This window comes from Luteimonas sp. KH_071 (assembly GCF_057838005.1).
On record NZ_CM174458.1, the window covers coordinates 3,252,726 to 3,270,965 of the forward strand.

Here is an 18,240-nt window from a genome sequence, read left to right on the forward strand (position 1 = left end):
GACGCGGGGCTCACGGCCCCGCGTCCGCGTCCACGACCACCCGCTGGGCCGCCGTGCGTGCATTGCTGGCGCCGCCGTACATGAGTTCGGCGGTGGCCGGCGCCGCGAGGTAGTCGCCACCGTTGCCGGCGCGCAGGAAGTAATGCACTGCGTGCGTTCCCGCCGGCAGGTGTTCTGCATAGAAGCGCGGCGACCGCGGATCGAGGCGGCGCGTGGCGAACCAGTCGCTGCCGGTGTCCGACACCTGCTGCAGGTCGAGTCCCGCGATCGCGCCAAGCGCGAGATCGGTCGGCCGCAGACCGCCCGGCACCGCATCGGTGACGGCCACGAACCAGCGCGTCGCGCTCGTGCGCACGGTCAGCGTGACGCGCAGCCAATCACCTTCGCGCACGTTCGCGCCATCGATCGACGTCCATGCGCCATCGCGCAACACCGCGTATTGGCGCTCGATCGAGAAGCCGATGGCCGACGCGCGCGCCAGCCGGGCGTCCTCGTCGAACGCGATCTCGGCGATATAGCCGGCCGGCGCATCGCCCGAGGAGCGGTTGGAGATCGCGAGCCGTCCGTCAGTGGGCAACGCGCCCTGCCAGTCCGTCTGCACGTCACCGGGCGCGACGCGCAAGGTCTGCTCGGCCGCTGTGCCGGGCTGCAATGCGGCCGACACCGTTCCGCTACCCGGACGCGCGACATCGCGCAGGGCCAGCAGACACATCGCGCCGCTCTGCGTGTCCACCGCCGGCGTGCCGCCCGCGTAGAGATCGCCGAGGCCGGCGATCAGGGCACGACGTTCGGTCGCATGCGCCGTGTCGCCATACAGCAGGTCGATCAACGCGCATTGCTCGCGCAGCGGCGAACCCATCCAGCGCGTCGCATCGCCGGCTGCACGCAGCGTGCGTACCGGCCCTTGCGCCGGCGCCTGCTGCAGCAGGCGCGAGAGCGCCTCGTCGGCAGACGGATGGTTCGCGTGCCGCAGGCCCGAGGTCAGCGCGATGCGTGCGGGCATCGCGAGCTGCGCCCAGCGCGCGAAGCTGTCGTCGAGCGAGGCGGCCGGCGCATCACGGAAGGCCCCGAGCGCGAACGCACGTTCATTGGCGGCGACCGCATCGGCGGCTGCCGGCAAGGGCTCGCGTGCGCGGCTCGCCAGGAAATCGCGGGCACGCTGGTCGATGCCAGCATCGACCGGATACCCCAGCCCGCGCAGTTCATTGAACGCACGCACCGTCCAGGCGGTCAGCGCGAACTGCGCCCGCGCACCGGCGTACGTCGCGTCGACACCGTCGGCGAAGAACCTGAAATCGCCGCCGCCGTTCTGGAACACTGCGGCGTTGTCGAGCGCTTCGCGCACAGCGGCTTCGGCGCCCGGCCAGTCGGCGACGTCTCCGCGTTCGATTGCGAGCGCGGCCGCAACGGCGCGGCTGAGGATCTGCTCCCAGCAGCGGTGGCGGTAGTCGCGCATGTCCCCGGTCCAGCGCGACACCAGCCCCGCAACGCCGTGCTGCAGGGTGACGTGCAGATGTGGGTTGCTGGCGCTGTCCGGCAACTGCGGCAGCGCCAGCGACACGGGCGTCTCGCCGAGCCATCCGGCCTGCAGGCGGCGGCCGCGGATCGTTGGCGGCGCGACCTCGATCGTCGAGACGACGGCGTCGCGACCGGCGTCTGCCTCCGCACTCGCGAGCACCTGCAGCGCGCCGGGCGCGACAGGTTCGATGGAGGTCGCGATGCTCGCCTGACCGCGCGAAGCGAGATTGACCGCCTGCGTGTCGCGCACCGGCGGATCTAGACCTTCGACTTGCAGGCTGCCCTGCACCGCCGTTGGCGCGTCGCCGGTCTGGCGCAGGTTTGCGGCCAGGCGCGAACGGTCACCCGGATACAGGCGCACCGGCGTCTGCAGGCGCACCTCGATCGGCAGCCCCGTTTCCAGCGTGGCTTCGGCAACCTGGAAGTCGTCATCGGCATCGCTGCTCCATGCGATCGCGCGCCAGCGGGTCAGGTTGTCGGGCAGCGTCAGCGCCACCTCACGGGTTTCCCCTGGCGCGAGCCGCACGCGCGGCAGCCACAGCGCCGTATCGGCGAAATGCGAGCGGACGCGCGCGCTTGCCTGCAGTGCGCGATCCATGTCGCTGCCCCGCGTCTCGTCGATATCGAGATCGCGCCGGCCGCTGCCGGCGTCGGCAACGGCATCGGCGAGGCGGCTGCCGGTCACCACGATCTGGTCGAGGCTCGTGTAATCAGGATCGACACTGGCGCCGATGTCCATGGCAGGAGCCGGCGGCGCGGGGGGGGCTGGCGGCGGCGCGGGCGCATCCATTGGACTGGGGTCATCGAACACCACCGGCGCCTCGGGATACGCTGGCACCGGCGGTTCCAAAGCGGCGTCCGCAGTCGTCGGCCACGGCAAACGCACTGCCCATGGGGGCGAACGCTGCCACAGCGAAAACCCGGCCGTCGCCGGCGTCGCGCGGGGCGCCCGCATACCCAGCCAGGCATTGCCGGCAGGATCCGAATAGGCCAGGAACGGCCCGGCGAGTGCGCGCAGCGCATCGTCGACGACGGCCAGCGTGACCTCGCGCGGCTGATCGCCGGGGTTGTGCAGGCGCACCATGTGGCGTCCGCCGGGCGCCGCCTGGGGGGCGTCGAATGCGACCGTGACCGCCACGTCCGCTTCGGACGTCGACGGCATCGGCACTTCGGCGCGAAGCGTCGTCAGCGTCGGCACCTCGCGGATGCCGCCCACGACCGAACCCGGCGACGCGTCGCGCACGAAGGCATGCAGCACCGGCGTGCCACGCCAGTCGCGGTCGGTCGGCACGGTGAGCTGCGCGACGCTGCGGTCGAGGGTCTCGACCTGATGGGCGAGCAGCGTGTCGTTGCCGGCCACGAACACCAGTAGAGCGCGGGTGCGCGCATGCGGCTGGGTCAGCGCAAACCGGGCCGGATCTCCGTTGGTTTCCACCGGACCCAGCAGTTCGAGCGTCGCACGCTGGCGCGTTGCGGGCGCCGTCCAGCCGTCCCAGACATGGCGCACGAGGGTGGCCGGTGCGGCGTCGCCACTGCGCGCGGTGAAGCGGTAACGGCCTGGGGCCTTGCGCGGGACATCGCAGGTCACCGCTTCGCGCGTTGGTACGATGCAGCTCGCGACCACGTTGGATGCTGCGTCCGCCGCGGCATCGTGCGGCTGGTATTCCACCACCACCTCCACCGGCGCATCGACCACGGCGCCTTCGGCATCGATGACCAGCCCCTGCAGCGTCACCGGTGTGCGAGCGTCGAACGCGCGCGGCTCGACCTGCAGCCCGGTGAAGCGTGCATAACGGCTGTAGCGCGCACTCGCCGCATTGCTCGCGGTGGCCTCGCGATCGCCTGGGCGCAGTTCGGCGATGACCCGCAGGTCGCCGAACGCAACCGGCGTCGCCTCGGGCGCGCGCATCGTCACCGGCTGGGCGATTCGGGCGCGGCCATCGGGTCCGGTCACCGGCGCGGGATCGACGGCGTCGACCAGCCGCACCGGGCCATGGCCGGCGAAGGATTCGATGAAGGTGTAGGCCGCGTGCTGCGGATACGCCGATCCGATGCCCCGCGGCGTCACTGTGGCCGTCACCCGCGACAGGGCGATGCCCGCCGCCGGCCCGCCCGAGTAATAGCCGGCCGACACGTCGACATCGAAGCGTTCCCCGTCGCGCAGCACGCGCGGCGCATCGCCCGTCGCCTCGACCCAGAGATCCTGCGCACGATGGGTGCCGACGAAGAAACACGTGCCGCGCACCGCGTAACGCTCGCCGGTGCCGATGCAGTAGGTGCCATCGGTCAGATGCACCGGCAGCGGGAGTTCCCCTTCGATGCCGCCATCGGCATCGGGCGTCGCGTTCCAGCGCAGGATCGTCCGTCTCTGGTCACGATCGAACAGCTGCAGCGCATGCGCTGGCGGCGTTTCGATGCGCAGCAATCTGCCTCCGCTGCGCTGGCGCTGCCACAGCCGGTAACGCACGGTGTCGCCGCTGCGGTACATCGGCCGGTCCGACACGCCCCAGGTCTGCAGCGGCGCGGCCCGGCCGAGGCTCAGGGTGTGCGCGGCCGGCTGCCACGCCGGCAGCACCGCCCGACGCGCGCGATCGCCACGGCCCTGGCTCGCGCGCAGCAGCCACCTCGGAAAGCCGGCCTCGCCCTGCACGTCATCGACGATGGTGTCGGGCACGCGCAGCCGGGCGACACCATCGCGGCCGGTCTTCGCCGTGGCGACCACGCGCGGCGCCGCGTCGGCACGGTCCATCCACAGCAGTTCAACCTGCGCACCGGTCACCGGGGCATCCGTGTCCCAGGCATTCGCCCAAGCCAGCACCTCGCGACGCCCGGCGACCGCGAACAGATCGAAGTCCGGCGCGGCGAACTCGAGCATCGATGGATTCGCGCCGACATCCGGACGCCAGCGCGCCCAGCCGCCTTCTGCCAGCACGCGCGTGGTGACCGCCGAGTCGATCGGCTGCGCCTGGGCGAGCGCAGGCGCTGCCGCGACGGCGCGCCCGGTGTGCAGCGTGCGACCGACGCCGGTCACGTCGATGTCGACACCTGCGGTGTTGACCGCTTCGGCGAGCATGGCCGGCAGCCGGTCGCCGTCCGCGATCAGGCGGCGTTGCCCGGGCGCGTGCAGCCCCGGGCGGAATGGCCCGATACGCAGATCGATCCGCGCCGGTTCGATCGCGGTCGATGTGCCCGACGCGCGCAGGCCGGCATCGACGTTGATCGTCACGGCATCACCGGGCGTCTCGAAGACGATCCGCGCCGAGCGGCCCGGTGCCGCCGCGATCGATCGGTCATCGTCGGCGTACACGCCGGACTGGTCGGACCAGCTGAGGACCCGCGCGCTTTGCGGCAGCGACGCGGCCCACTGCGCCTCGTCGGCCGGATCAAGCGGTCGCGAAAACCAGATTTCGACCGGTTCGCCGGCCAGGCAGCGCAGGGCGACCACGCCATCGCGATTGCGCGCATAGGCCGGCCGCGCCGGCGCCGCGCACTGGCCGCCGCGAATGCGGAAGGACTCGCGCGCGAGCACGCGCACCAGCGATGCATCCTGGGTGCCGGGTAGTGGACCGGCGGTGCTGCGCAGGCCGGGCGCGACGGACAACTCGACGATCCGGTCCGGTCCCGCCGGCAGACCCAGCGCGTCGGCATCGAGATCGAAGGAGGCGGTGGTGTTCCGGCCCGGAATGGAGACGGGCGTCAGCGCCGCGGCCGGCAGGGTCACCGGTCTGCCATCGACACGCAGGCGCAGGGTCGCGGCCACGGCCTCGCGCGCGGCCGGCAACGACGACGTGATGCGGAGCGTCGGCAGACCCTCGCGCCAGCGCATGGCGAACGCGGAGAGCGTGGGCCGCTCCGTCTCCGCCTCCAGCATGCGCGGCGCCACGGCCACACCCTGCTGCGTCGTCAGGCCTGCGCCCACCTGGATGCGATAGCGCGTTGCAGGCGTCGGCTGCGCCTCGCCGAAATCGCATTGCATCAGCAGGTCACTGCTCCAGCTGCAGGTCGCAGGCAGCCCGGGGCGCAGGCGCACGAGTCCGTCATCGCGCGGGTTGTCCCAGACCCGCATCGGCTCGGAGAAACGCAATTGCAGCCAGCGCCCCTCGAAGCTGGCGTCGATGCGCGCTGCCTGCGCGCCGGCGGTGGCGAGCCCGCAGGCCAGCGCAACGACAACCGCCACTGATGCCGAGCGGCGCGTCTTCGCGCCGGCCACGTCCGCTGTCCGCATCGTCCTGCCGCTCCCTGCCGAAGACCGGACCAGCCTACACGGCGCACGGCATGGCGTTGAGGATCGAAAGCGCCGCGGCCCACCGCGCGCATGCGGCGTGGACAGGATCGCCTAGCTGATCCGTTCGATCAGCCCGCGATGGCCGATCAACCGTGCCCAGCGCACGCCGATGTCGAGCCAGCAGACGTAGGCGGCCTCGCCGGCGATGCGCCACAGCATGCCGGGCCGCCAGGACAGCTGCGGCTCGGCCGCGCACAGCTCCCAGTGCAGGCCGAGTCCACGTGCGAACAGCGCGCAGCGTGCGAGGTGGTAGCGGCTGCTGAGCAGGGTGACGCGGCGCGTGGGCGCGTCGGGATCGACAACCGCGGCGGCGAGCAGGCTGCGCGCATTGCGCAGGTTCTGCAGCGTGTCGCGCGACGCATCCTCGAGCACCAGCGGCGCGTCCTCGGGCACACCGAGTGCGTGCAGGGCATCGCGCGCGAGCGCGGCCTCGGTAGGCCTGCCTACCGGACCGCCACCGAGCAGCAGCACGCTGCCGGGCGCATGCGAGGTCCACAGGGTCGCGGCGCGCGCGAGGCGGGCCTGGAAATCAGCGTCCAGCCGCCCCTGCGGCGAGTGCTTGCCGAACACCAGAACGCATTCGCCGTCGACCGGTTCGCAGGGCGCGTCGCGCGCGACCCGCAATACGTGCACCAGATAGCCCACATAGACCAGGCCGCCACTCAGCACGCAGGCCGCCCCGGCGACCACCAGCGTATGCAGTGCATCGCGGTCGGCGAGCCGTTTCAGGCGGTGCAGCAAGCGGGTGCGGGCCATCGTGGAGCAGCTTTCCGAACGGTCCGGAACCGGGGGTGGCCCTGAAGTCTAGCCTCACGATGCTCTCGCTATACTCGGCCTCTTGAGTCTCCCCGGATCCATTGCGTGCCTGAACCGCTGTCCCTGTCGCCGATGCCGGCACTCGCCATCCGCGCGTTCACCGCGACCACCGCGCTCGGGCGTGGCAACGCCGCCCAGGCCGCCGCCCTGCGTGAACGACGCGGTGGCCTGCGCCGCAACGATTTCGGTCCGACGCCGCTGCCGACCTGGATCGGTCGCGTCGAAGACGTGGAAGCGGCGCCGCTGCCATCCGCGCTGTCGCGCTGGGAGTGCCGCAACAACCGGCTCGCCTGGCTGGCGCTGCAGCAGGACGGCGTGCTGACGTCGCTCGACACGATGGTCGCGAAATACGGCGCGGATCGCATCGCGCTGGTCGTCGGCACGTCGACCTCGAGCATCGGCGCCAGCGAGGAAGGCTATGCGCGCGCCGAGATCGATGCCGATGGCGTGCGCCACTTTCCCGACGATCTGGCCCGCCCGATCGTGCACACCCCGCATTCGCTGGGCGACTTCCTGCAGCACGCCACCGGCCTGCGCGGTCCCTGCATCACCGTCGCCACCGCCTGCTCGTCGAGCGCGAAGGTGTTCGCGCAGGCGGCGCGGATGATCGAGGCCGGTCTCGTGGACGCGGCCCTGGTCGGCGGTGTCGACACGCTGTGCGGCAGCGTGCTGTTCGGCTTCAACGCGCTGGGCTTGGTCTCGACCGAGCGCTGCCGCCCCTTCGACGCCACGCGCGACGGCCTGTCGCTGGGCGAGGCCGGTGGCTTCGCGGTACTCGAGCGCGCGGCCAGTGGCGACGCCGGCCTGCAGCTGCGCGGCTACGGCGAGTCCAGCGATTCCCATCACATGTCCGCGCCGCATCCCGAAGGCCTCGGCGCGAGACTGGCGATGCGCGGCGCGCTCGACCGCGCCGGCATCGACGCGGCCGAAGTCGGCTATCTCAACCTGCATGGCACGTCGACGCCGGCCAACGATTCGGTCGAGGCGCGCGCGGTCGATGCGCTGTTCCCGGCCACCCTGCACGCCAGCTCGACCAAGGGCTGGACCGGCCACACGCTGGGCGCGGCCGGCATCGTCGAATCCGTCTTCGCGCTGCTGGCGCTGGAGGACGGCCTGTTGCCGGGCATCCTCGACAGCGCCGTGCGCGATCCCGCGTGCGGCCCGCAGATCCGCTTCGACAATGCGCAGGCCGACATCCGCTACGCGATGAACAACTCCTTCGGCTTCGGCGGCAACAACTGCTCGCTGGTGTTCGGCAAGGTGGCGGCATGAACACGTCCAGCGCGCTGACCGCGACGATCGCCGGCATCGGCTTCTGGACCGATGGTCTGCCGGACTGGGACGCGGCACGTGCGTTCGCGCGCGACGGCACGCGCCCGGAATCCGCGCCGTCCCGCCCGTCGCCGCAGCTGCTGGCACCGAACGAACGCCGGCGCGCGCCGGGCTCGGTCGCCGTCGCGCTCGAGGTCGCGCTCGCCGCGTGCCGCGATGCCGGCATCGCGCCGGAGACGCTGCCCTCGGTGTTCGCCTCCACCCATGGCGACCTCGGCATCACCGATTACATGTGCGACACGCTGGCCACCGATCCCACCGCGATTTCGCCGACGAAATTCCACAACTCCGTGCACAACGCCGCCGCGGGTTACTGGACCATCGGCGCCGGCTGCACCGAGGCGACGACCGCGATCAGCGCTCACGACGCCACGTTCGCCCAGGGCCTGCTCGAAGCGATGATGCAGCTCGCCACCGGCAGCCCCGCTGTGCTGCTGGTGGCCTACGACACCGCAGCGACTGGATTGCTCGGCACCGTGACCCGCAGCGAGGGCCTGCTCGGTGCGGCGCTGGTGCTGGTGCGTGACGGCGTCGGCCCGCGCCTGTCGGCGGCACTGGAGGACGGCGCGGATCTCGAATCGCCCGGCCCCCTCTGCACGCACGCGGAACAGAATGCGATGGCGCAGATGCTGCCGCTCTTCGACGCGCTCGCCACCGGCACGGCGCGCGCCCGGCTGCGGGCCGGCCCGCACCGCTCGCTGGCGATCGAAATCGCGCACGCAACGCAGGCGCAGTCACATGGCTGAGCATCCGCACCTGCATCGCGGCAACGTCGCGGTCGTGATTCCCGCGCTCAACGAAGCGCTCCGCATCGAGGAAGTCGTCGGCGAGGCGCTGTCGTACTGCGAACACGTGATCGTCGTCGACGACGGTTCCGACGATGCGACATCCGACATCGTCGCCGCACTGCCGGTCACGCTGTTGCGCCATCCGCAGCGCATGGGCAAGGGACAGGCGCTGCGCGACGGCTTCGCCGAAGCACGCCGTCGCGGCTTCGCCGCCGTGGTGACGATGGACGGCGACGGTCAGCACCGCGCCAGCGACATCCCGCGCATGATCGAAGCCGCCAACCGCCATCCCCACTGCATCGTCAACGGCGCCCGGCTGAAGAAGCGCGGCACGCAGCCCTGGTACCGGCGGATCGGCAACGATTTCGGCGACTGGGGCATCGCCTGGGGCTGCGGCTTTCGCATGGTCGACACGCAGAGCGGGCAGCGGCTGTATCCGGCGACGGTGCTCGCGCTCGACGACGTGCCCGGCGAGGGCTTCGTGTTCGAGGCGCAGATCCTGATCAGCGCCGCGCGCCAGCTCGGCTGCGGCGTGGTGTCGGTTCCGGTGGAGACGCGCTACCACTGCGCGGACTCGGACGAACAGTTCCGCAAGAGCCACTTCCGGCTCTACCGCGACCTGAAGCTCATCACCCTGCACGTGCTGCGGCAGGTGCTCGCGCGGGGCGACCTGCTGCAGACCTGGCGCGCCACGCGCGCCAATCCCCCGGTGATCTTCGATCCCGGCGCCGGGCCGGATGCGATGCTCTCCCCCGAACCGATGCAAGGCGCACGCTGATGTCCGACCAGGCCCGCACCCCCGCACGCGCCGGCGAAGCGCACACCGACGTCGCGATCCTCGGCGGCGGACTCGCCGGACTCACGCTCGCCCTGCAGCTGCGCCAGCGCGACCCCGATTGCGCGGTCACCGTCATCGAGCGCCGCGCGCATCCGGTGCGCGAGGCCGCCCACAAGGTCGGCGAATCCACGGTCGAGATCGGCGCCCACTATCTCGCCAAGGTGCTGGGCCTGGAAGCGCATCTGGAAGCCGAGCAGATCCGCAAGTTCGGCTTCCGCTTCTTCTTCTCCGACCGCCGTGCCGACATCGACCAGTGCACCGAACTGGGCGTCAGCCAGTTGCTGCCTGCCCCGTCGTGGCAGATCGACCGCGGCCGTTTCGAGAATTTCCTCGGCGAGCGCGCACGCGAGCTGGGTGTGCAGTTCGAGGATGCGGCCGTGGTGCGAGCGCTCACGATGGCCGGCGAGGGTGCGGGCGATCACGTCGTCGCATTCGAGCGCGATGGCGCGACACACACGCTGCGCAGCCGCTGGCTCGTCGATGCCAGCGGACGCGCCGGCCTGCTCAAGCGCAAGCTCGACCTCGCCCAGCCCAACGATCATGACGCCAACGCGGTGTGGTGGCGTGTCGACGGCATCGTCGATCCCAACGCCTGGTCGCAGGATGCCGGCTGGCTGCAGCGTTGCGATCCGCCGGACCGCTGGCGTTCGACCAATCACATGTGCGGGCCGGGCTACTGGTTCTGGCTGATCCCGCTGGCCTCGGGCGCGCACTCTTTGGGGATCGTCTGCGACGCGAAGATGCATCCGCTCGAGACGATGAACACCCACGACAAGGCGATGGACTGGCTGCGCACGCACCAGCCGCAGGTCGCCGCGACGCTCGACCGCAGCGAACACGGCCTGCAGGACTTCCTGTTCCTGCGGCACTTCTCGTACGGCTGCAAGCAGGTGTTCTCGCGCGAGCGCTGGGCGCTGACCGGCGAGGCCGGGCTGTTCCTGGATCCGTTCTACTCGCCGGGCACCGACTTCATCGCCATCGCCAACACCTACATCTGCGACATGATCGGCAAGGATCGCGCGGGCATTGACTACCGGCCCTACGTCGCGCTCTACCAGCAGCTGTACTTCTCGTTCTACGAAAACACGCTCACGCTCTACCAGGACCAGTACCCGCTGTTCGGCGATGCCCAGGTCATGCCGGTCAAGGTGATCTGGGACTACACGTACTACTGGTCCTTGCTGGCGCCGCTGTTCTTCGCCGATCGCCTGACCAGCATGACCGTGCTCGGCCGCTTGCGGCCGGTGTTCACGACCGCCGGCAGCCTGAACCTGGCGATGCAGGCGCTGCTGCGCGACTGGGGCCGCCGCAACCGGGAGGGTGTCGCGCTCGATGCGCGGATGCTGGACCAGTCGGGTATCGAGTGGTTCCGCGACATGAACGGCGCGCTCACCGACGTGCTCGACGACGACGCGCTGGTGGTACGGATCGGCGACAACATCGCGCGGATGCAATGGCTGGCCGCGGAGATCCTGCAGCGTGCGCGCGCCGCGCATCCCGACATCGACGACATGGGTCTGGGTGCGTTGCTGGCCGGCGTCACCACCGACGGGGCGCCATCGCTGTCGGCCGCCTGGTACGCCGACGCGGCGTGACCCGGGGCGGGTACCGGCGACATGCCGCGCGTCTCATGCGGCATGTCGCGGCCCTGAAGCGCGGGGCGCGCCGGATTACTCGGGCGAGCCCGGGAGCACCGGCGGCGTCTGCGGTGCATCGGCCGGGGGCGGATTGGCCACCCAGATCGCGACGCCACTGGCGTACTTCTGCTGCGGACTGATGTCGACGCCGACACCGGCCGACGAGAACGAGCGGCCGCCGCCGCGGCCCACGCCGCCGCCCACACTGACGCCGCCGCTGCGGTAGCCGTCGGCCGTCCCCTGGAACAGCACGCCGTTGGCGCCGAGCTTCGCCGCCTCGTTGCGCAGCTTCTGCAGCACCGAGTCGACCTTGTTCTGCTCGCCGTAGGTCAGCGCGCCGCTGCTGGTGTTGAGGATCGCGATCTCTTCGTACTGGCCCGGCGGCGGGCCGTGATAGATGCGCACCTGCGCCGGATCGATCGGGGCACGCGGGGTGCCGGTCAGCACATGGGAACTGGCGCAGCCGGCCAGCAGGCTGATGCCGAGCAACAACGGAAGCAGACGGAAAGCGCGCATCGCAGAATCCTCGTGGCGGGTACGACGATGATGCGGCGGGCGGTGTGAATCAGGGTTCATGCCGCTGAAGGACGGCGTTCCGCAGCCCGCGACCGCTCAGCCCATGCCGCCGTTGATGCCGATGACCTGGCCGTTGATGTAGCCCGCAGGCTCCGAGCACAGGAATGCGACCAGCGCCGCGACCTCGTCCGGCGTGCCCGCGCGCGCGGCCGGGACGATCTGCTTGATCATCTCGTCGGGGAACGCGTCGTCGGCCATGTTGCCGGAGATCACGCCGGGCGCGACCACGTTGACGCTGATGCCACGGCTCGCCATTTCGCGGGCCAGCGACTTCGACGCGCCGTGCAACGCTGCCTTGGCGGCGGCGTAATTGGTCTGGCCGCGATTGCCGGTCACCGCGGCCACCGACGACACGCTGACGATGCGGCCCCAGCGCTTGCGCGCCATCGGCAGCAGCAGCGGCTGGGTGACGTGGAAGAAACCGTGCAGCGACACGTCGATGACGCGCTTCCACTGCGCCTCCGACATGCCGGCCATCGGCGCGTCGTCGTGGATGCCGGCGTTGTTGACGATGACCTGGATCGGCCCGGCCTCGAGCAGGACATCGAGCGCGCGGCGCGTGACCGCACCGTCGGCGACATCGAACGCCACCGCCTCGGCATGGCCGCCATTGCCCACGATGTCGGCGACCACGGCTTCGGCACGCGCGAGGTTGCCGTTGGCGTGCACGATCACATGCAGGCCGTCGGCCGCGAGACGGCGACAGATCGCACCGCCGATGTCGCCGCTGCCGCCGGTGACGAGCGCGCGGCGTACGGGTGTGCTGGATGCGGGATGTGTCATGTGGAGATTGTAGCGGGGCACGCGCGACGGTCACGCCGGGAGCGGGTCTCCGGACCACCCCACGCACACGACAGACAGCGTCGGCTCAGGCGGCGTCCCGCGCCGGTCCCAGCATCACCGCGGCGCGCCCTTCGGCGAGCAGCACGCCGTCGCATGTGATCCCGAAGGCGTACTGCTGGCTGTCTTCGGATTCGACCAGCACCTCGGCGACACATTCGAGGTCGCCGTCGAGGTCGTCGATACGCCCCACGTGCAACTGCATGCCGCGCAAGGCGACCAGCATGCCCGGCCGCACCGGGGCGCCGCTCTCCTGCCCACGCAGGCCGCCATGCACCGCCATCGCCTGCGCGCCGTATTCGCACAGGTGCAGCGCGCGCAGCTGGCCGTCGCTGCGCAACGGGTTGGCCGGATCTCGATGGCTCGCGCTGCGCAGGGTGACGCGCGCCGCGTCCCACGCGGTCACCGCATCCCACAGGCACATCGCAGCCTGGTGCGGAATCATCGACAGGATCGTCTCGCGATCGATGTGGCTCATACGACAGGCTCCGGTTCGGCGCGTGCCGCGTCGATCGCCGCGCGTTGGCGCGCGACCAGCAGCGACAGCACGAAGTTGGACACCACGCCCAGCGCGACCGTGCTGCCGATCGCGCGCAGCACCGGGATCGACGACAGCGCAAGCAGGCTGAACACCAGCAGCGTCATCAGGCTGCAGACGAGGATCGCGTGCAGGGTGCGGATCTGGTCCTGGCGGCTGTCGCCGGCATGTTCGAAGAACAATGCGTAGTCGAGGCCGAGACCGGCGGCGAGGATCAGCGCGACGAGATGGAACAGGGTAAGTTCGACGCCCATCAGACGCAGCACCGCGACGACGACCAGCAACGTCAGCAACGTCGGCAGCAGCACGCGCCAGACCCGGCGCGGACTGCGCAGCGCGATCCACACGGTGGCGATCAGCAGCACCAGCGCAACCGCCATCGCCGCGAGCACGCGGCCGCGGTATTCGATGACCAGCGATTCGGACGCGTCCTTCATGTCGAGCAGGCGCACGTCGACGCCGGGCGCACCCGCCTGCGACGCGAGCGCGATGACATCGGCCGGATCGTCGAGGCCGCTGAGCGACACCAGTGCGGTCGATCGGCCTTCGCTTTCGAGCAGGAGGCCGGACACCGCGGTCGCCAGCGGCGAGCCCTCGAGATCGGCGCGGGTCAGCGGCGCAGCGGCCTTCGCACGCGCGACATCCTCGACGAAGGGTTCGAACACGTCGTCGTTGAACGCAGAGTCCGTCAACGCATCGGCGAGCATCGCGCGCAGCGCGTCGCTGTCGGGCAGCGCGGCCTGACGCGCACGCTGCGTATCGGCGCCGGGCAGATAGCGCGCCGCCATGTCGTAGCCGTCGAGCTGTCCGTCGGCGACCAGCGCATCGAGCGCCGGCCGCAACGCGGCGGTCGCGCCGAGCGCGGCGTCGCTGTCAGCCGACTGCGCGACCAGCACGTAGCGCACGTCGGGCGCGCCGAGCTCGACGCGCAGTTCGGTGTCGCGCTGCATCGACTCGGGATCGACCGGCGTCAACTTCGACAGATCGTTCTGCCAGAACGCGCCGGGACTGAAAGCGATCGCGGCGACGGCGCCGAACGCCAGCACCGCCAGCGTCCACTTCGGCCGCGGCAGCGCTTCGATCCGGTGCCACAACCGCTGCAGGCGCGCCGAATCGGCGAGGTCGGGCGGCGACGGATCGACCAGACCCGGCAGCAGGTAACGCGTGGTCAGTGCGGCGACACCGAGCGCGAAGATGGTGAACACCGCGAGCTGGCGCAGACCGTCGACGCCCGAGAACAGGAACGTCGCATAGGCGATGCAGGTCGCGACGACGCCGGTCGACAGCGCCGGCCACAGCCCGCGCACGTTTTTCCACGGCGACAGGCCGGCGCGCTGGTGGCTGAAGAAGTGGATCGGATAGTCCTGCACGACACCGATCAGGGTGAAGCCGAATGCGATCGTGATGCCGTGCACGCCGCCGGGGAACAGCAGCGCGACCGCGGTGAGCCCGGCGATGCCCGCACTCGCGAGCGGCAGCACGCCGAGCAGCGGCATCTTCCAGCTGCGGTAGGCGACGAGCAGCAGCAGGATCAGGCCGATGGTGTCGACCATGCCGATGCGCTGCGCTTCGGCCTGCGTACGCCCGCCGATGTCGACCGAGAACGCGCCCGGGCCGACGACTTCGAGCGTCGCACCGCCCTCGCCCGCCTGTTGCGAGAAGGTGTCGCGGATCGTGCCGACCGCATCGAGCTGGCCGGTCGGATCGAAGCCCGCGGCGCGGGTTTCGACCAGCAGCAGCGCCTGCGCGCCGGCTTGGTCGAACCACACGTCGTGCAGCCGCTGAGGCGCGCCTGCGGGCTGCCAGGCTTCGGCGAGCGTGAGGACTTCCAGCGTCGGATCGGACGGAATCAGCGGCTCGACCAGGCCGGCGGCCGGCGAGCCAAGATCCTGCAGCCGCGCATCGAGCGCATCGCGCAGGGTGTCGGCATCGAGCGGCGCGTCGTCGAATGTCGACGTCAGCAGATAGCGATAGGGCAGCAGGTCCTGCGGAAACGCATCGAGCCCGGCCTCGCCGCCGTTGGTGACCAGAGTGAAGCGCGGATCGCCGACCAGGGCGTCGTGCAGGTCACGCGAACGTTCGGCGAGCACTTCGGGTGTGTCGCCGGAGATCGCCAGCATCAGCAGGCGCGACCCCGGACCGTCGCCGAGTTCCTCCATCAGCAGACGCTGTTCGGGCGTGCGCGCGTCCGGCAGGAAGCGGCGCAGGTCGCCGCTGAATTCCAGTTTCGCCGCGGCGATCCAGCCCAGCGCGAGCAGCGCGAGCAACCACGCGACCGCCAGCGTCAGCCGCAGGCCGGGACGCTGCAGCAGGCTGTCGCGGAATCCGGGGCGACCGCTCAACGCGGAACGTCGTGGCAAAGCCGCTGCGCGGCTTCGAGCGAGTCCACGGTGGCCACGGCGGTAGCGGCGCTGCCGAGCAGGGTCGGCTGCGCATCGCCCTGCCTGGGCCGCGTCTCGATGCAGCGCAGTTCCGCGTCGCGACCGCGCAGCACGATACGGGCCACACGTGTGGCGGTGCGCGGATCGCGCGGCGTCAGGGTCAGCGTCCAGTCCGCCGGCACACCGTCGGCTTCGAGCGCATAGACCGATTCCAGCGCCTTGCGGTCGCCGGCGAGCAGCGCGCCGAAGCTGCCTTGCAACGCGGCGAGTTCGGGCACGCGCGACAGCGAGAACGTACGCGGGCTGCGGCCTTCGCGGGCGATCGTCGCCTCACCGGCGCGGATGGTCGTGGTCTCCGCGTACGGCACACGCACTTCGCGCACCAGCGTGTCGCTGTCCGGGCGGCGGTACTCGCCCGACAGCTGCAGCGGGCGCTTGAGCATCGAGGAGACGCGCAGTTCGACGAACGGCGTGGCGGTGGCGCCGTGCTGGGTCAGGCGCTGCAGGATCCAGTCGGCATCCACGGTGCGGCCGGTCGCGATCACCGGCGCAGGCACACGGTCGCGCGACTGGTTCGCGCGCGGCGCGGGATCAGCGGTCTGCGCCGCCGCCCATGTCGGCAGTGCGAGCAGCATCGCCAGCAGCAGGCAGAGCGCCGGCCACGGGCGCAGGGACGTCGCGCTTGTCATCGGCACCTGTCCAGAAGTCATAGAAGTTGAACCAGTTGTAGGGGGCACTGCGTGCGTGATGTTCCAGACGCGCGGCGTAACGGTGGATGAGCGCGGCCACGCCGGCCTGGCGATCGCGACGCGGCAGGTCGATGCCTTCGCTGAAAGGTTCGAACACCAGGTCGTAGCGGTTGCCACCACGGTACAGGCCGAACGCCAGCATCACCGGCACCTTCAGCACCGACGCCAGCAACCACGGCGCGACCGGGAACGGCGCGGGCGCGCCCAGGAACGGCACCGGCATCGTCACGCCGCCCTCCTGGCTGCGATCGACCAGCAGCGCGACCATCGCACCCTGCGCCAGCCCTTCCTGGATCGCCAGCGCGACCGCCGGGCCGCTCTCGCCGGCATCGATCACCGTCGCGGCGACTTCGGGATTCAGCGCTTCCAGCAGCTCGGTCATCGCCCGGCCGTGCGCGCGGTCGAGCACGACCCGGATCTTGTAGTCGGGGCGCTGGCTGGCGAGCACGCGCAACACCTCGAAGCTGCCCAGATGCGAGCCGAACAGCAGCACGCCGCGACCGGCGTCCAGATGCCGATGCAGGACATCGAGTCCCTGCGGGTGCACGTCGAAACGGCGCGTGTTCTCGCTGAGCAGGAACAGCCGGTCGAGGATGGTCGCCGCGAAGGTGCGGAAATGTCGCGCCACCTCGCCCAGCGTTGCCGGCCGTCCGAACATGCGCGCCAGATACTGCCGTGAATCGCGACGTTCGGCGCCGCGGCGGAGCATGAAATACAACGCGATCGGATACAGCAGCGCGCGCGCCGGTGCGCGGCCGCAACGCGAAGCGAAGACCAGCAATGCGCGCAATGCGAGCCGCCCGCCGCCTTCGCGGCGCGCCTTCCACGCAGCGCTCATGCCAGCGCGGGACCGTCGGCGACGAGTTCGCCGCTGGCGAGCAGCACGCCGTCGCGCTCCACCCGAAAACGCCATCGCGAGACGCCGTCGCGCTGGGATGCGTCGAGGACGATCGATGCCTGCTCGCCGGGCAGCAGCGACTGCACGAACTTCACCTGCGGCAGGCGCAACGCGCCCTGCGGTCCGTGCACGGCCTCGACCGCAGCGACCACGCGATCGAGGATCACCACGCCCGGCACCAGCGGCTGGCCCGGGAAATGCCCCGGCAGGCAGGGATGCGCGGCGTCGATGACGAAGGTGTGCGGCGCCATCGTCAGCGCCTGCCGAGCATCGCAGCCACGGCGTCCTGCGCCTCGCGGGCGACGGCCTGACGGCCTGCCGCACCGGTGCGGCCGTCGACGCGGACCGGGGTGCCGACGGTCGCCCGCATCGGACCCCGGCAGGTGCGGAAGAAGCCGGTCGGCGGCAGGACCCGGCCCGTGCCGTGCAACGCGATCGGCAGGACGTCGACGCCCGCGTCGATCGCAGCCTGGAACGAACCCGACTTGAACTCGCCCATGCGGCCATCGCGCGAACGCGTGCCTTCGGGAAACAGGCACAGCGACTGGCCCGAGCCCAGCAGTCCGGCGACCTGGCGCCGCAGCAGCGGCCCGGCGCGCCGGTCTTCGCGGCTGATGAAGAGCATGCCGGTGGCGCGCGCATAGCCGCACAGGAACGGCACGCGGCGCATTTCCTCTTTCAGCAGAAAGCGCAGCGGCACCGGCACGGCCATGAACAGCACGCAGATGTCGAGCAGGGATTCGTGATTGGCCACCACCAGGTAGGGGCGGTTCCAGTCGATCGCATCCGCGCCTTCGACGGTCAGCCCACCGGCCGGCCCGACCAGGCCCGGCGCCCAGTGCGTACGCGCCATCTCCAGCGCGAGATCACGCCGGCCCGTCAGCGCCTGACGGATCAGCGACACGCTGATCCAGCCCGCCGTCCATAGCAGGGTGTACAGGCACTCCAGGACGTTGATCGCGCGTGCGGACCAGGCCGCGAACGCCACGGCCCCGGGTGCGGCACGGGTCTGTCGGTATTCCATGTGTGGATAGGATATCCCGT

The 18,240-nt window shown here is 71.0% G+C and carries 14 protein-coding genes; 4 read left to right on the forward strand and 10 right to left on the reverse strand.

From position 1 onward, the window contains the following. Positions 1-10 precede the first annotated feature (10 nt). On the reverse strand, positions 11-5,743 hold the full coding sequence (locus tag AC3IRM_RS15000; RefSeq protein ID WP_489203885.1) for an alpha-2-macroglobulin family protein: 5,733 nt from the start codon (positions 5,741-5,743) through the stop codon (positions 11-13). Between the two features lie 111 nt (positions 5,744-5,854). Then, entirely contained in the window at positions 5,855-6,559 is a 705-nt protein-coding gene (locus AC3IRM_RS15005) for a YdcF family protein (RefSeq protein ID WP_489203886.1), read from the reverse strand. Between the two features lie 132 nt (positions 6,560-6,691). Between AC3IRM_RS15005 and AC3IRM_RS15010 the strand changes: the two genes are divergently transcribed. The 4 genes from AC3IRM_RS15010 to AC3IRM_RS15025 are packed head-to-tail and all read left to right on the forward strand — an operon-like array spanning position 6,692 to position 11,172. Further along, positions 6,692-7,891 (forward strand): beta-ketoacyl-[acyl-carrier-protein] synthase family protein, encoded by a 1,200-nt coding sequence (locus AC3IRM_RS15010; protein ID WP_489205944.1) that lies wholly within the window; start codon positions 6,692-6,694, stop codon positions 7,889-7,891. Then, positions 7,888-8,697 (forward strand): beta-ketoacyl synthase chain length factor, encoded by an 810-nt coding sequence (locus tag AC3IRM_RS15015; protein ID WP_489203887.1) that lies wholly within the window; start codon positions 7,888-7,890, stop codon positions 8,695-8,697. Before AC3IRM_RS15010 ends, AC3IRM_RS15015 begins: the two co-directional genes overlap by 4 nt. Continuing rightward, complete coding sequence (locus tag AC3IRM_RS15020; RefSeq protein WP_489203888.1) at positions 8,690-9,517, forward strand: glycosyltransferase family 2 protein; 828 nt, start codon at positions 8,690-8,692, stop codon at positions 9,515-9,517. Before AC3IRM_RS15015 ends, AC3IRM_RS15020 begins: the two co-directional genes overlap by 8 nt. Next, positions 9,517-11,172: an NAD(P)/FAD-dependent oxidoreductase gene (locus AC3IRM_RS15025; RefSeq protein WP_489203889.1), complete on the forward strand. Its 1,656-nt coding sequence runs from the start codon at positions 9,517-9,519 to the stop codon at positions 11,170-11,172. The genes AC3IRM_RS15020 and AC3IRM_RS15025 overlap by 1 nt, the downstream gene beginning before the upstream one ends. Before the next feature lie 75 nt (positions 11,173-11,247). On the opposite strand, the gene AC3IRM_RS15030 is transcribed toward AC3IRM_RS15025, so the two are convergent. From AC3IRM_RS15030 to AC3IRM_RS15065, 8 genes are all read right to left on the reverse strand, one after another. Beyond that, positions 11,248-11,730 carry a hypothetical protein gene (locus AC3IRM_RS15030; protein WP_489203891.1) on the reverse strand — a complete coding sequence of 161 codons (483 nt, stop codon included), beginning with the start codon at positions 11,728-11,730 and terminating at the stop codon, positions 11,248-11,250. Positions 11,731-11,826: 96 nt separating this feature from the next. Next, positions 11,827-12,573, reverse strand: coding sequence for a 3-oxoacyl-ACP reductase FabG (gene fabG / locus AC3IRM_RS15035; RefSeq protein ID WP_489203892.1), 747 nt, complete (start codon positions 12,571-12,573; stop codon positions 11,827-11,829). 85 nt (positions 12,574-12,658) lie between these two features. Continuing rightward, positions 12,659-13,108 carry a hotdog family protein gene (locus tag AC3IRM_RS15040; protein WP_489203893.1) on the reverse strand — a complete coding sequence of 150 codons (450 nt, stop codon included), beginning with the start codon at positions 13,106-13,108 and terminating at the stop codon, positions 12,659-12,661. Further along, entirely contained in the window at positions 13,105-15,510 is a 2,406-nt protein-coding gene (locus tag AC3IRM_RS15045) for an MMPL family transporter (RefSeq protein WP_489203894.1), read from the reverse strand. Before AC3IRM_RS15045 ends, AC3IRM_RS15040 begins: the two co-directional genes overlap by 4 nt. After that, entirely contained in the window at positions 15,507-16,238 is a 732-nt protein-coding gene (locus AC3IRM_RS15050) for a LolA-related protein (protein ID WP_489203895.1), read from the reverse strand. Before AC3IRM_RS15050 ends, AC3IRM_RS15045 begins: the two co-directional genes overlap by 4 nt. Next, positions 16,141-17,136, reverse strand: coding sequence for a lysophospholipid acyltransferase family protein (locus AC3IRM_RS15055; protein WP_489203896.1), 996 nt, complete (start codon positions 17,134-17,136; stop codon positions 16,141-16,143). The genes AC3IRM_RS15050 and AC3IRM_RS15055 overlap by 98 nt, the downstream gene beginning before the upstream one ends. After that, positions 17,133-17,447, reverse strand: coding sequence for an ApeI family dehydratase (locus tag AC3IRM_RS15060; RefSeq protein WP_489203897.1), 315 nt, complete (start codon positions 17,445-17,447; stop codon positions 17,133-17,135). The genes AC3IRM_RS15055 and AC3IRM_RS15060 overlap by 4 nt, the downstream gene beginning before the upstream one ends. 2 nt (positions 17,448-17,449) lie before the next feature. Continuing rightward, positions 17,450-18,220: a lysophospholipid acyltransferase family protein gene (locus AC3IRM_RS15065; RefSeq protein WP_489203898.1), complete on the reverse strand. Its 771-nt coding sequence runs from the start codon at positions 18,218-18,220 to the stop codon at positions 17,450-17,452. Positions 18,221-18,240 lie beyond the last annotated feature (20 nt).

Bases quoted from the DNA above. Each gene is read 5' to 3' on its own strand.
- AC3IRM_RS15010 (WP_489205944.1), top strand. From the start codon at position 6,692: ATGCCGGCACTCGCCATCCGCGCGTTCACCGCGACCACCGCGCTCGGG.
- fabG (WP_489203892.1), bottom strand. From the start codon at position 12,573: ATGACACATCCCGCATCCAGCACACCCGTACGCCGCGCGCTCGTCACC.
- AC3IRM_RS15025 (WP_489203889.1), top strand. From the start codon at position 9,517: ATGTCCGACCAGGCCCGCACCCCCGCACGCGCCGGCGAAGCGCACACC.
- AC3IRM_RS15060 (WP_489203897.1), bottom strand. From the start codon at position 17,447: ATGGCGCCGCACACCTTCGTCATCGACGCCGCGCATCCCTGCCTGCCG.
- AC3IRM_RS15050 (WP_489203895.1), bottom strand. From the start codon at position 16,238: ATGACAAGCGCGACGTCCCTGCGCCCGTGGCCGGCGCTCTGCCTGCTG.
- AC3IRM_RS15065 (WP_489203898.1), bottom strand. From the start codon at position 18,220: ATGGAATACCGACAGACCCGTGCCGCACCCGGGGCCGTGGCGTTCGCG.
- AC3IRM_RS15030 (WP_489203891.1), bottom strand. From the start codon at position 11,730: ATGCGCGCTTTCCGTCTGCTTCCGTTGTTGCTCGGCATCAGCCTGCTG.
- AC3IRM_RS15000 (WP_489203885.1), bottom strand. From the start codon at position 5,743: ATGCGGACAGCGGACGTGGCCGGCGCGAAGACGCGCCGCTCGGCATCA.
- AC3IRM_RS15055 (WP_489203896.1), bottom strand. From the start codon at position 17,136: ATGAGCGCTGCGTGGAAGGCGCGCCGCGAAGGCGGCGGGCGGCTCGCA.
- AC3IRM_RS15020 (WP_489203888.1), top strand. From the start codon at position 8,690: ATGGCTGAGCATCCGCACCTGCATCGCGGCAACGTCGCGGTCGTGATT.
- AC3IRM_RS15005 (WP_489203886.1), bottom strand. From the start codon at position 6,559: ATGGCCCGCACCCGCTTGCTGCACCGCCTGAAACGGCTCGCCGACCGC.
- AC3IRM_RS15040 (WP_489203893.1), bottom strand. From the start codon at position 13,108: ATGAGCCACATCGATCGCGAGACGATCCTGTCGATGATTCCGCACCAG.
- AC3IRM_RS15015 (WP_489203887.1), top strand. From the start codon at position 7,888: ATGAACACGTCCAGCGCGCTGACCGCGACGATCGCCGGCATCGGCTTC.